The 13592-nt window shown below is 58.5% G+C and carries 14 protein-coding genes; 7 read left to right on the plus strand and 7 right to left on the minus strand.

Translation table 11 applies throughout. From position 1 onward, the window contains the following. Positions 1-27: 27 nt before the first annotated feature. From radA to rpsF, 7 genes are all read right to left on the minus strand, one after another. Entirely contained in the window at positions 28-1422 is a 1395-nt protein-coding gene (radA, locus tag Q666_RS42640; RefSeq protein ID WP_023003959.1) for a DNA repair protein RadA, read from the minus strand. A 28-nt stretch (positions 1423-1450) separates the two neighbouring features. Continuing rightward, complete coding sequence (alr, locus tag Q666_RS42645) at positions 1451-2593, minus strand: alanine racemase (RefSeq protein WP_023003960.1); 1143 nt, start codon at positions 2591-2593, stop codon at positions 1451-1453. A gap of 157 nt (positions 2594-2750) precedes the next feature. Then, the gene (locus Q666_RS66920) at positions 2751-3026 is read right to left on the minus strand and encodes a PilZ domain-containing protein (RefSeq protein ID WP_023003961.1); all 276 of its coding nucleotides are present in this window, start codon (positions 3024-3026) and stop codon (positions 2751-2753) included. Positions 3027-3229: 203 nt separating this feature from the next. Beyond that, positions 3230-4714: a replicative DNA helicase gene (locus Q666_RS42655; protein WP_023003962.1), complete on the minus strand. Its 1485-nt coding sequence runs from the start codon at positions 4712-4714 to the stop codon at positions 3230-3232. Between the two features lie 365 nt (positions 4715-5079). Further along, positions 5080-5664, minus strand: coding sequence for a 50S ribosomal protein L9 (gene rplI, locus Q666_RS42660; RefSeq protein ID WP_023003963.1), 585 nt, complete (start codon positions 5662-5664; stop codon positions 5080-5082). A 116-nt stretch (positions 5665-5780) separates the two neighbouring features. Further along, positions 5781-6029, minus strand: a complete 249-nt coding sequence (gene rpsR, locus Q666_RS42665; RefSeq protein WP_023003964.1) for a 30S ribosomal protein S18 — start codon at positions 6027-6029, stop codon at positions 5781-5783. Between the two features lie 5 nt (positions 6030-6034). Beyond that, positions 6035-6481, minus strand: coding sequence for a 30S ribosomal protein S6 (gene rpsF / locus Q666_RS42670; protein ID WP_023003965.1), 447 nt, complete (start codon positions 6479-6481; stop codon positions 6035-6037). Positions 6482-7056: 575 nt separating this feature from the next. Here rpsF and fabD point away from each other — a divergent pair. The 7 genes from fabD (at position 7057) to gmk (ending at position 13553) form a co-directional block, all read left to right on the plus strand. Next, complete coding sequence (gene fabD, locus Q666_RS42675) at positions 7057-8001, plus strand: ACP S-malonyltransferase (protein WP_023003966.1); 945 nt, start codon at positions 7057-7059, stop codon at positions 7999-8001. Positions 8002-8070: 69 nt separating this feature from the next. Continuing rightward, positions 8071-8808: a 3-oxoacyl-[acyl-carrier-protein] reductase gene (fabG, locus tag Q666_RS42680; RefSeq protein WP_031270724.1), complete on the plus strand. Its 738-nt coding sequence runs from the start codon at positions 8071-8073 to the stop codon at positions 8806-8808. Between the two features lie 245 nt (positions 8809-9053). Beyond that, positions 9054-9287 (plus strand): acyl carrier protein, encoded by a 234-nt coding sequence (locus Q666_RS42685; protein WP_006931822.1) that lies wholly within the window; start codon positions 9054-9056, stop codon positions 9285-9287. A gap of 84 nt (positions 9288-9371) precedes the next feature. After that, complete coding sequence (fabF, locus tag Q666_RS42690; RefSeq protein ID WP_031270725.1) at positions 9372-10637, plus strand: beta-ketoacyl-ACP synthase II; 1266 nt, start codon at positions 9372-9374, stop codon at positions 10635-10637. 124 nt (positions 10638-10761) lie between these two features. Continuing rightward, on the plus strand, positions 10762-11892 hold the full coding sequence (mltG, locus tag Q666_RS42695) for an endolytic transglycosylase MltG (RefSeq protein WP_023003969.1): 1131 nt from the start codon (positions 10762-10764) through the stop codon (positions 11890-11892). 54 nt (positions 11893-11946) lie between these two features. Beyond that, complete coding sequence (locus Q666_RS42700) at positions 11947-12840, plus strand: YicC/YloC family endoribonuclease (RefSeq protein WP_023003970.1); 894 nt, start codon at positions 11947-11949, stop codon at positions 12838-12840. Between the two features lie 5 nt (positions 12841-12845). Continuing rightward, the gene (gene gmk, locus Q666_RS42705; RefSeq protein WP_023003971.1) at positions 12846-13553 is read left to right on the plus strand and encodes a guanylate kinase; all 708 of its coding nucleotides are present in this window, start codon (positions 12846-12848) and stop codon (positions 13551-13553) included. Positions 13554-13592 lie beyond the last annotated feature (39 nt).

Raw genomic sequence — 13592 nt, forward strand, 5'->3', positions numbered from 1 at the left:
TTTGCCCAAACCCGTCACCATCTTGCGTCAGGTCTGCCCCGTAGCACTAGCCTCCGCCGAAAGTTTGGCAACAAAGTCCCCAAGTTCCGGCACGCCTGTCGTCCTGAACGAAGACACGGTGCCGTCCTTGAGATTGCCCTCCGGACAGTAAGCCTGATCGAAGCCGAGTTTCTCGGCTTCTTTCAGTCTGGAAGGGGCTTGGGCGACCGGCCTGATGGCCCCCGACAGGCTGACTTCGCCGAAATAGACGCAATTGGCCGGAAGGGCAAGTCCGCTGAGTGAGGAGATTAACGCTGCTGCCACGGCAAGATCGGCTCCAGGCTCGTTGATCTTGAGACCACCGGCGACGTTCAGATAGACATCATGTTGTGAAAAGCGGACGCCGCACCGTGCCTCAAGCACGGCCAGGATCATGGAAAGCCGCGCGCTGTCCCAGCCGATGACGGCCCTGCGCGGTGTTCCCAGCGAAGACTGCGCCACCAGCGCCTGGATCTCGATCAGGAGAGGTCTTGAGCCTTCCAGACCGGCGAAAACGGCTGCGCCGGGCGCGGACGTGTTTCTGTCTCCCAGGAACAGGGCAGAAGGATTGGGGACTTCCTGCAGTCCCTTGCCCGTCATTTCGAAAACGCCGATTTCATCCGTCGCGCCGAAGCGGTTCTTGACCGAGCGCAGGATACGATACTGATGAGCGCCGTCGCCCTCGAAATAGAGCACCGCGTCGACCATGTGCTCGACCACGCGCGGACCGGCAATCTGTCCGTCCTTGGTCACATGGCCGACAAGAACAAGGGTGGTGCCGTTCTTCTTGGCATAACGCACCATCGCCTGGGCGGACGCACGCACCTGCGTCACGGTGCCGGGAGGAGATTCCACCTGGTCTGTCCAGAGCGTCTGAATGGAGTCGAGGATGAGAAGGGCCGGTGCCGTGTCGGCTTCCAGCGTCGCCAGAATGTCTTCAACGCTTGTTTCCGCAGCCAGTGCCACGGGTGCCTGGGCGAGCCCCAGCCTTTCGGCCCGGAGCCGAACCTGTCCAATGGCTTCTTCGCCCGAAATATAGACGGTCTTGTGCCCGAGGTTGGCCAGTTGCGCAGCCGCCTGGATCAGCAATGTCGATTTGCCGATACCGGGGTCGCCGCCAACTAGCAGGGCGGACCCTCGTACGAAGCCGCCGCCGGTCACCCTGTCAAGTTCAGGCACCTTCGTCTGAATGCGCGGGGCTTCCTTGGCATCGCCGGAAAGGCCGACAAGGGGAATGACACGGCCCTTGCTGCGGGAAGCCCTGCCGGGGCCGCCACCGACGCCGCCGCCGGTCTGCTCCTCCACGATGGTGTTCCATTCACCGCAGCTTTCACAACGGCCAACCCACTTGGCGGTAACCGCGCCGCAGGACTGGCAGACGAAGGATGTGGAGCGCCGTGCCATGCAAATTGCCTTTCGCTCTCGGCTTCGGTCAGGTCAAGGGCGCATAGACGCGCTCAAACCGACGTCCGAGGCTTGTCAGATATTCGTAGTCGATGGTTTCCGCATAAGCGGCAAGATCGGAAGCTGCAACACCTGGCCCCAGCATTTCCACAAACGCGCCGCGCTGAAGCAGGTGTTCAGGCACATCCGTCACGTCGAGCGTGATCATGTCCATTGAAATCCGGCCGAGGATCGGCGCCTTGTAACCGCCGATCAGCCCGAAGCCACCCGGGCGGTCGTCCGTGGAGCCGGCACGACGGATCATGCCATCGGCATAACCGGCGGCCACGACGGCATTGCGCAAAGGGCGCTTTGCGGTTTGTTTCGCGCCATAGCCGATCGTATCGCCCTGTGGAACGTCGCGCACGATCATGATGCGTGCTTCCACCTTGGCGACCGGTTTCATCGGGTTGGGCTCGGTTTCGATGGCAAGCCCGCCGTAAAGCGCGATCCCGGGACGAACAAGGTCGAAGTGGTAGTCCGGACCAAGCAGCACCCCGGCGGAATTTGCCAATGACCGCGGAATGTGAGGGAAGGGGGCGGTTGTCTCTGTAAACAGCTTGAGCTGCCGCCGGTTCATGTCGTGGTCGGGCGTCGAGCCACAGGCAAGATGGCTCATCACCAGTGATGGCTGGAACGGCCCCAGAACGGCGTTGTCACCCAGAGCGCGGGTGAGTTCAGCCGGAGACAGGCCCAAACGGTGGATGCCGGTATCGACATGGACAGCGGCGGCATTGTTCTTGCCCGACGCCTTGCAGACTTCCGCCCATTCCAGGAGTTCTTCCAGGCTGCCGAGGACGGGACGGATTTCATGGGTCAGAAAGTGGTCGGCCGTTCCCGGAAACAGCCCGTCGAGCACGTAGATGACTGCGTCCGGAAGACTTGCGCGCAACGTCAGGGCCTCGGTCGGCACCGCGACGAAAAACGTCCTGCATCCCGCCTGGTAGAGGGCTGCAGCGGTTTTGTCTTGTCCGGTTCCATAGGCATCGGCCTTCAGAACGGCAGCGCAATCGGTGCTGTCGCTTACCTTGCCTTTCAGCAAGGTCCAGTTCGACACGATCGCATCAAGGTCGATCGTCAGTCGTCCGCCGTAAAGATCGGATGGGAAGGCTTGTTCTATCGTCGCAGGCACGGTCCGGATATCTCTCCAGTCAGAATCAATGTCTGAAATTCGAGAGTGAGCTTAGCGCATCAGGGCGCATTTGCACCAACGGCCAAACCGCCAAAACCGTGACCAAGTGAAGCGCACTGCAGCGCTCCCCCCGGGAAGTGCGCTGAAGAGCGGAAGCTCAATCCATATAGAGGAATTCGACGCCGGCTTCGCCGGAGCGCACCCACCGAATTTCACCGTAAAACCGCAATTTCCGGCTTTCGATTTCGATGGTGATGCGCTGATGTCGTTCAAGACCCTTGGTGTTGGTCGCAACGCGGCAACCACCGACGCTGATATCTTCGACCACGCAGGGGCGATGGGTCGCGTCCTGCTTCAAAAGGCCGGACCACTTGCATCTTTTGCGCGGAAAGATGCGAGCTTCTTCGAGGAGTTTTTGTGCCGACGAATACAAGATGCGGTCACCTGGAAAAGATTTTAGGCGAAATTCTTTCTACTTAAAGTAAGTGAGGAGTTTTAACAGTGGCTTAATCGTGAGCGACGGCGTGTTCATTGCCAAATGCCGCAAGTGAGCCGCAGACGAGAGCTTGAATGCAGCATCAGGCGGCTATCGGGGCACCTTGTCTCAAGGACCGTCCGAAATCGCGAAGACGCCTGTTATTCGTAGCGTTCGGGCAGGTGATCTTCTTCGGCAAGATCGGAGAAGCGGGTGTACTGGCCTTCAAAGTGCAGGTTCGCCGTACCGGTCGGGCCGTGACGCTGCTTGGCGATGATGACTTCTGCCTTGCCCTTGAGCCGCTCCATATCCCGTTGCCAGTTTTCGTGTTCGACAGTTCCGAATTCCGGCTCGGTCTTGGACAGGTAATATTCTTCACGGAACACGAACAGGATCACGTCGGCGTCCTGCTCGATGGAGCCTGATTCACGTAGATCCGACATCATCGGTCGTTTGTCGTCACGCGATTCCACCTGACGGGAGAGCTGTGACAGCGCGATGATCGGGACGTGAAGTTCCTTCGCAAGCGCCTTTAGGCCCGTGGTGATTTCGGTGATTTCCTGAACGCGGTTGCCGGAGTTCTTGTTCGAGCCCGACAAGAGCTGGATATAGTCGACCACAAGCAGGTCGAGACCGCGCTGACGCTTAAGACGCCGCGCCTTGGCAACCAGCGAGGCGATGGAAATACCACCGGTCTGGTCCACATGAAGCGGGACGGCCTGCATGGTCTGGGCACAGGCGGCCAGCTTCTCGAATTCCGCTTCGGTGATATCGCCGCGGCGGATTTTCGAGGACGAGATTTCCGCCTGTTCGGAAATGATACGGGTGGCCAGCTGTTCAGCCGACATTTCCAGAGAGAAGAAGCCGACAACGCCGCCGTTCACGGTCTTGATCGAGCCGTCGGGCTGTTCTTCGGACTTGTAGGACTGGGCGATGTTGTAGGCGATGTTGGTTGCCAGGGAGGTCTTGCCCATCGCGGGACGACCGGCAAGCACGATCAAGTCCGAATGCTGCAGACCACCCATCAAACGGTCCAGTTCGCGCAGACCTGTGGAAATACCGGAAAGGGCACCTTCGCGGTTATAGGCGGCGTGCGCCATCTCGATGGTTTCGGTCAGGGCGTCGCCAAACGCGACGAACCCGCCTTCGCTGCGGCCGGTTTCTGCAAGTTCGAACAGGCGGCGCTCGGCATCATCGATCTGCTGGGAGGGGGGCACATCGATCGGGGCGTCGAAGGCGATATTGACCATGTCCTCGCCGATGCGGATCAGATTGCGACGGATCGCCAGGTCGTAGATGGTCCGGCCGTAGTCTTCGGCGTTGATGATCGAGGCGGCATCACCGGCCAGGCGCAGAAGAAACTGGGTCGCGGACAGATCCGCAATCTTCGCGTTGGCGGGATAGAAGGTCTTCAGCGTGATCGGCGACGCGGTTTTGCCGGCGCGGATCAGATGGCTGATCTTCTCGTAGATATCCTGGTGAGCAGGCACGAAAAAATGATGTGGTTCCAGAAAGTCTGAGACCCGGTAGAACGTCTCGTTGTTAACGAGAATCGCCCCCAGAAGCTGACGTTCCGCCTCGGCATTGTGTGGTGCCAAGCGCTGGATGTCTTCTTCCGTTTCGACCTTCTGTAGCGTGCCCTTCATAACGACCCCCGTTGACCCAAGTTCATTGGGAATACTCTGTGACGGGGGAGGGCTCAAGGTTCAAAAATGGCTGATTTCGATTCCCACCGGCTTCGACAAATCAGCGGGGAAAGAATCGAATCCAGCTTGACTCTGAACTCGATTGAAGACTCAAGGGGCTACGTCTTAGTCATTGAAATTTATGATATTTTCGAGAAGATTAATAGCTGGTTAATGAATTTTCGAGCAGTTTCAAGGCCTTAAACCGGAAACTGAAAAGCCAGGATTAGGCGTGGCTTGCCATCATTCCAAAAAGTTGCCGGCAAACAAAAAAACGGCGCTGAAGCCAGCGCCGTTTTCTAAAGTCCACAAGGGAAGCGAAGTGCTTAGGCTTCTTCTTCCGCTGCTTCTTCGGAAGCTTCTGCACCTTCTTCGGTGTCTTCTGCTTCTTCATCTTCTTCGAATTCGAAGACGTCCATTTCCGGCGTGGAGAGATCTTCGCCGGCAGCCTGACGGACAGCTTCGTCTTCAGAACGGGCAACGTTGACGCTGATGGCGACTTCGACTTCCGGGTGCAGCTGGATCAGAACGCTGTGCAGACCGATCGTCTTGATCGGGTTGCGCAGTTCAACCTGGCTGCGGGAAACGGAGAAGCCGGCATTGGTCAGGCCGTCAGCAATATCGCGCGTGGAAACGGAACCGTAGAGCTGGCCGGTTTCACCAGCGGAACGGATCATCACCAGGGATTCGCCGTCGAGCTTGGAGGCAACGCCTTCAGCTTCGTTCTTGCGCTCAAGGTTACGAGCTTCGAGCTGAACGCGTTCACGCTCAAAACGCTCGAGGTTCGACTTGTTGGCACGCAGTGCCTTGCCCTGCGGCAGCAGGAAGTTACGGGCATAGCCGTCGCGTACGCGAACGGTGTCGCCCATCTGGCCGAGCTTGGCGATGCGCTCAAGAAGGATAACTTGCATGTCATTTCTCCTACTGTCCCACCCGTTGAGGATGGTTAGAGGCCGTTTGCCCGCGGCCCCAATTCGGGTCTTCCGGGAAGCCCCGAAAGAAACGTCTCAAGATTTTCGAGAAACGCTTAGCTGATCACGAACGGCAGCAGGCCGAGCAGGCGGGCGCGCTTGATAGCACGGGCCAGTTCACGCTGCTTCTTCGCGGAAACCGCGGTGATGCGGCTCGGAACAATCTTGCCGCGCTCGGAAATGTAGCGCTGCAGCAGACGGATGTCCTTGTAATCGATCTTCGGCGCGTTGGTGCCGGAGAACGGGCAGGTCTTCCGGCGACGGAAGAACGGACGGCGGCTCGGGAGCTGTGCAATATCAACCATCAATCTTACTCCCCTTCTGCGCGGCGCGGAGCGCGCTCACCGCGGTCGCCACCGCGTCCACCGCGGTCACCGCCGCGATCGCCACCACCAAAGCGGCCACCACGATCGCCACCACGGCGGTCGTCACGGTCGCGCTTCTGCATCATTGCAGACGGCTCTTCGTCGAGTTCATCAACCTTGAAGGTCATGAAACGCAGAACGTCTTCGCTCAGACCCATCTGACGTTCCATCTCGGCAACCGCGGCGTGCGGAGCGTTGATGTTCATGAGGGTGTAGTGAGCCTTGCGGTTCTTTTTGATGCGGTATGCGAGGGAACGCAGACCCCAGTTTTCCACCTTGCCGATAGTACCGCCAGCGCCTTCGATGAGGCCCTTGTACTGTTCGACGAGTTGTTCGACCTGCTGGGCCGAAACGTCCTGGCGAGCCAGGAATACGTGCTCGTAAAGAGGCATGGAAATAGCCTTTCTTCGTGTTGACAACGCGGGATCGGCGCAGAGCCTCCTCGTAGCCCCGGAAAGGCACGAGAATTCTAACGAGAGCGGGAACACGGGAAGTCGGATCCGATCAAGGATCCTGGCGTCATGCCCTTCCGTTCAGCCCCCGGCCAAACCCCGGATGAAGCGCGCTCTATACTCTGTTTTGCGGAAATTGCAAGCAGCATACGCCCGAAAGGATCGAAAATCTGGAGAAGATACGAACGCTCCCGATTTGGAAGATTGCCTGACTGTCTATATATATTGAGTTCCCGAAGCAGGTAAGGGGAGGACCGGTTTCGCGCGCAAGACAACGCCCATCGGGTTGCCGGGCATTTCAGGGATAATCAGGACAAAGGAAAACCGGCAAAACCGCCCGAAAAGCGGAAATGATTGCCCTGTGGGCCTTGACAGTTTGGTCAAGACCGTATCATAGCCTCGCGCCAAGTTCGATTTCAGCCCGCACGGGCTGTCTTCTCCGCTTTCTAATAAGCCGTCGACCTTTCGCTATAAGAACAACAAGGTCCGCTCACGAGTCACGGAGGCGTTTCCAGATGACCATTGCATTCACATTTCCCGGCCAGGGCAGTCAGGGCGTTGGAATGGGCAAAGCCCTTGCCGATGCGTTCCCGGAGGCAAAAGCCGTTTTCGACGAAGTCGACGAGGCGCTTGGCCAGAAGCTGTCCGATGTCATGTGGACTGGTCCGGAAGAAACGCTGACGCTTACAGCAAATGCTCAGCCTGCACTTATGGCGGTCAGCCTTGCGACCATGCGCGTTCTGGAGGCTCGCGGCCTCGACCTTGCCGGCAGTGTTTCCTTTGTCGCAGGACATTCTCTTGGTGAATATTCCGCGCTGGCTGCTGCCGGCAGCCTGGATATTGCGACCGCTGCAAAGCTCCTGCGCGTGCGCGGAGATGCCATGCAGGATGCGGTTCCGGCCGGTCAGGGTGCAATGGCTGCGTTGCTCGGGCTGGAGTTTGATGTTGCCGCAGAAGTGGCCGAGGCTGCCGCACAGGGAGAAGTCTGCCAGGCCGCGAACGACAACGCGCCGGGGCAGGTGGTTGTTTCCGGGCATCTGGCCGCCGTCGAGCGCGCCGTCGAGATTGCCAAGGCCAGGGGCGCGCGCCGTGCGGTGATGCTGCCGGTCAGCGCACCGTTCCATTGTTCCCTGATGGGCCCGGCTGCCGACAAGATGGCCGAAGCTCTGGCGAATGCCGAAATCCGCTCTCCTGTCGTGCCGCTGGTCGCAAACGTGCTTGCGCGCCCGATTACTGACGCAAATGAAATTCGCGATCGCCTTGTTCAGCAGGTGACCGGTACCGTGCGTTGGCGCGAAAGCATCACCTGGCTTGCCGACAACGGTGTCGACACCTTTGTCGAGGTTGGGACAGGCAAGGTGCTGACCGGCATGGTCAAGCGGATCGCCAAGGAAGCCACCGGCATGGCGGTCAATTCTCCGGAAGACATCGACGCCCTTATGGAAAAGATCTCCGGATAAGGCTTATATCGGCCGAGGCGACGATTTGGTCCGCCGCGGACCCAAACAGGAACAATGGAAGGATCCCGAATGTTCAGCTTGGAAGGGAAAAACGCGCTTGTCACCGGTGCCACCGGTGGGATCGGCGAAGCAATCGCCCGGTCGCTCCATGCACAGGGCGCAACCGTCTCCTTGTCCGGCACGCGGGCTGAAAAGCTGGAAGCGCTTGCTGCTGATCTCGGCGAACGCGCCTATGTGACACCGGCCAATCTGTCCGACCGCGCGGCTGTTGATGCCTTGTTGCCGGCGGCTGAAGAGAAAATGGGCTCTGTCGACATCCTAGTGAACAATGCCGGGATCACGCGCGATAATATCTTCATGCGCATGAAGGATGAAGAGTGGGATCAGGTTCTGGAAGTGAACCTGTCGTCTGGTTTCCGTCTGTGCCGCGCAGCAATCAAGGGCATGATGAAGCGTCGGTCCGGCCGCATCGTCGGCATCACGTCCGTCGTCGGCGTCACCGGAAACCCCGGTCAGGTCAATTATGCGGCAGCCAAGGCCGGCATGATCGGCATGTACAAGTCGCTTGCCCGGGAAGTCGCCAGCCGCAACATCACGGTCAATACGATTGCGCCCGGTTTCATCGAAACGGCAATGACCGATGCGCTGAACGACAAGCAAAAAGAATCGATTTTGACGAGCGTGCCTGCAGGGCGTTTGGGCACTTCCGCAGAGATTGCCGCAGCCGCCGTCTACCTGGCCAGCGATGAAGCCGCTTACGTGACCGGGCAGACCCTGCACGTTAATGGCGGCATGGCTATGATTTAAAAGGAATTTTTGCCGAGCAGGCAAAAAGAATCCGGGCCGCTCACAAGCGGTCTGGATCGGCTGGTAAAGGTCAACAAAGTGTGTTACCAACCCGCCGATTGTTTCGAATTGCACAGTTGGCCAAATAAACTGGCCTGGTGTGCGGCGACATCTTAAAGACCGCGAGTTCGCGCCACCGCTTGTTTGCAAACCGGATGGGGGCAGTTTCGCGAGTGACGAATAGATGAAAACTAAGGAAGTGAAAGATGAGCGATATCGCGGATCGGGTAAAGAAAATCGTCGTTGAGCACCTCGGCGTAGATGCTGACAAAGTTGTTGAAGGTGCAAGCTTCATCGACGACCTGGGCGCAGACAGCCTTGACACGGTCGAGCTGGTCATGGCGTTCGAAGAAGAATTCGGCGTAGAAATCCCGGACACCGCAGCAGAAACCATCCTGACCGTTGGCGATGCTGTCAAATTCCTGGAAGCCAACAAGTAAGGGTAACCCCCTTCTTGTGAATGTTTGAAGATCGGGCCGGCGGGGCGAAACCCCGCCTGGCCCTTCCAACGTAAGTGCGGGTGTATGAGGCGAGTTGTCGTAACTGGGTTGGGCATGGTGACGCCGCTTGGCTGTGGTGTCGATGTCACTTGGAAAAAGATCCTTGAAGGACAGAGCGGGGCCAACAAGGTCACGAATTTCAAAGTTGACGATCTGGCCTGCCAGATCGCATGTCAGATCCCGCGTGACTCGTCCGTTGAAGGCGCGTTCAATCCGGATGACTGGATGGACGTCAAGGAACAGCGCAAGGTCGATGATTTCATCGTCTACGCGATGGCGGCTGCCGATCAGGCAATGGCCGATTCCGGCTACAAGGCTGAGACTTACGAACAACAGGTACGCTCTGGCGTTTTGATCGGCTCCGGCATCGGTGGTCTTCAGGGCATCGAGCAGGGCGCCAATCTGTTGGCCGAAAAAGGCCCGCGCCGCATTTCTCCGTTTTTCATTCCCGGCCGTCTGATCAACCTTGCCGGCGGGTATGTCTCGATCCGTCACAGCCTGAAGGGCCCGAACCACGCTGTCGTGACCGCGTGTTCGACCGGCGCGCACGCCATTGGCGATGCATCGCGGTTGATTGCCTTCGGTGATGCGGATGTCATGGTTGCTGGCGGTACGGAATCTCCGGTCTGCCGTCTTGCACTCGCGGGCTTTGCTGCCTGCCGTGCGCTTTCCACGGCTTTCAACGACACTCCCGAAAAAGGTTCCCGCCCTTACGACGTCGCCCGCGACGGCTTTGTGATGGGCGAAGGTGCCGGTGTCGTCGTGCTCGAAGAATACGAGCATGCAGTTCGCCGCGGCGCAAAGATCTACGGTGAGATCATCGGTTACGGCTTGTCCGGCGATGCTTATCACATCACCGCTCCGTCCTCCGATGGCGATGGTGCCTACCGTTGCATGGAAGCTGCGCTGAAGCGCGCCCAGGTCACGCCGGCCGACATCGACTATGTGAATGCTCATGGAACCTCGACGCCGCTTGGCGACGAGATCGAACTTGGCGCTGTCACCCGGCTTGCGGGAGAACATGCCGCCGATCTGACAATGTCATCGACCAAGTCCTCCATCGGTCACCTTCTCGGTGCTGCTGGTGCGGTCGAGGCCATTTTCTCGGTTCTGGCCATGCGTGACGGTATGGCTCCGCCGACGATCAACCTCGATAATCCGTCTGTCGAGACGGTTATCGACTTGGTGCCGCACAAGCCGAAGAAGCTGGATATCAATGTCGCCCTTTCGAACTCGTTCGGCTTCGGCGGCACAAATGCCTCGCTTGTCTTCCGCAAAGTTGCCGCATAACCCATTCAAGTTCTTCAGGCCGGTCCGATTCTCTCGGGCCGGCCTGAAACTTTGATTGTGACAACTGGTCCGTTTGAGCCTAAGTCAGGGATTTGGGGGCTCAATCTTGGAGGTGCGACCCAATATGCGCATTAAGCCCAAAAGCCCGCGTGAAGCCTTGCAGCCGGAACCGGCGCCTGCGCCTCCGCAACGCTCCAGGCACGTACGCAACCCCTTCGTCATTCTGATCAACATGGTCATCACATTGACCGTGTTCGGACTTGCCGCGTTCGGGGGCGCGCTTTATTTCGGCAAACAGAAATTCGAGGAAAAGGGCCCGCTGCAGAAGGACGCCACCGTGGTGATTTCTTCAGGTGCCGGGCTTTCGGGTATTACCGACAGGCTTTCAGGGCAGGGTGTCATCAGCGACAATCTGCTCGACGAGTGGATCTTCAACCTGGGCATCCGCTTCTACAAGAACGCCACCAAACTGAAAGCCGGTGAATACGCTTTTGCGCCCGGCGTCTCCATGCAGGAGATCATGACCGATCTGGTGGAGGGCAATGCCGTCACCCATTCGGTAACGATCCCGGAAGGCTGGACCACCGCCCAGATCATCGAGCGCGTGCGCGAGCACCCAGTGCTTGTAGGCGAGATTACCGAAGTTCCGGAAGAAGGTGCACTGCTTCCCGAAACCTATACCTTTGCACGCGGTGCCTCGCGCCAGGAAGTTCTCAACCAGATGAAAGCGGCGCAATCCAAGCTGCTGAGCGAAATCTGGGGACGCCGGACGGAAGGCCTGCCGGTCGAAACGCCGGAAGACCTGGTTATTCTCGCGTCGATCGTTGAAAAGGAAACAGCCCTGGCAGACGAGCGACCGCGTGTCGCCGGTGTTTTCGTGAACCGTCTCAACAAGAACATGCGCCTGCAATCCGACCCTACGATCCTTTACGGTCTTTATGGCGGTGAAGCGTGGCTCAAGGACCGCTCGGCAATCAAGCAATCCGAGCTGAAGGCGGACAACAAGTACAACACCTACCAGATCGACGGCTTGCCGCCAGGACCGATCGGTAATCCGGGCCGCGCGGCCATGGAAGCGGTCGCCAATCCTTCCCGCACGCAGGATCTCTATTTCGTGGCCGACGGAACCGGTGGCCACATCTTTGCCGAGACCTACGAGCAGCACCAGGCAAATGTCCGCAAGTGGCGTCAGGTGGAAAGAGACCGTCGTCAGGCGGAGCAGAACCAGGAAACGCAGCCAGCCACATCCAATTGACCGGAGCCCGCCTTTGCGGCGGGCCGGTGGCGGCACATTCGCAAAGGGGGGCACATGGCACTTGCCAGCATGACGGGCTTTGCACGGGCCCTTGGAGAATCCGGACCGGTTCGCTGGACCTGGGAACTGAGATCTGTCAACGGCAAGTCCCTTGACCTTCGTATCCGCATCCCGACGGGTTTGGAGACGCTTGAACCGAAGATCCGCGAGCGTTGCGGCAAGCTTCTTCGGCGCGGAAATGTTTCCGTCGGGCTCTCCATGCAGAGAGACCAGTCCGAACAGCAGCTCCAGGTCAATGAATCGGCTCTTGAAGCTGTCCTTGCAACAATCGATCTCCTCAAGAACCGGGTACCTGATCTTGCTCCGCCGTCGCTTGACGCCATTCTGGCGCAAAAAGGCGTCTTTGAGCTCAAGGAGCCCGAAGAAGACGAAGCGGTTCAGGCAGCGCTTCACAACACTCTTCTGACGACCCTGGATGCTGCGCTGATTGACCTTGTCGACATGCGCCACAGCGAGGGGCAGGCAATTGGCAAGGTGGTACGAGTTCAGATCGACAGGATCGCCGAACTGACCCAGGCCGCCGAGGATCTGCCTGCGCGCAAACCGGACGCCATAAAGGCACGGCTGAAGCGACAGCTCGCAGAGCTGATGGATGCCTCGGACGGTCAACTGGATCCGCAGCGCGTGCATCAGGAAGCTGTCTTTCTGGCAACCAAGGCTGACATCCGTGAGGAGCTGGATCGCCTGCATGCCCATGTGGCAGCCGTGCGTGAATTGATGGACACCGGTGGAGCAATCGGAAGGCGCCTGGATTTCCTGGCTCAGGAATTTAACCGGGAAGCCAACACTTTGTGTTCAAAGTCCAACGACGTGGACCTGACAGCCATTGGGCTGGACCTGAAGTCCGTTATCGATCAAATGCGTGAGCAGATACAGAATCTGGAGTGAGCCACATGACCGACGCACCTGCCGGTACCTCAACGGGAACCACTGTCAGTGCGGAGCAGGCCGAGCAGCAGCGCCGTGGCCTGATGCTGGTGCTGTCGTCACCGTCCGGAGCCGGAAAGTCGACGATCGCGCGCCTGCTGCTGCAGAACGAAGACAATCTTGCCCTGTCGATCTCCGTGACCACGCGGCCACGCAGGTCCAGCGAAGTTGACGGCGTGCACTACCACTTCATTGATGCCGGCAGGTTCGAGCAGATGCGCGAGCACGATGAGCTGCTGGAGTGGGCCGAGGTGCATGGCAACTACTACGCCACACCGCGTGGACCGGTCGAAAATGCTATTGAAAATGGCAAGGACATCCTGTTCGACATCGATATTCAGGGAACCTTCCAGCTCTATGAAAAGATGCGTGACGATGTCGTTTCCATCTTCATTCTGCCGCCGTCCATCGCGGAAATGAAATCACGGCTGAAGCGGCGTGCTGAAGATGAGGACACTGTTATCCTCAAGCGGATGAAGACTGCTGTTGGTGAAATGCGCCACTGGTCGAAATACGATTATGTTGTGGTGAATGACGATCTGGAACGCGCTTACGAAAACGTTCGTGCAATCCTGAAAGCAGAAAGACTGAAGCAGTTCCGCTCACCGAAAATCGGTCCGCTCATTCAGGGCATGGTCGATGATCTGGAAAACGAGCTGGCCGAAAAATCCTGACGTCTCAAGCGCTGCCTAAACTGGCCATTCAGCGTCATT

The sequence above is a fragment of the Labrenzia sp. C1B70 genome (assembly GCF_000475395.1).
In the GTDB taxonomy this organism is placed as follows: Bacteria; Pseudomonadota; Alphaproteobacteria; order Rhizobiales; family Stappiaceae; genus Roseibium; species Roseibium algicola.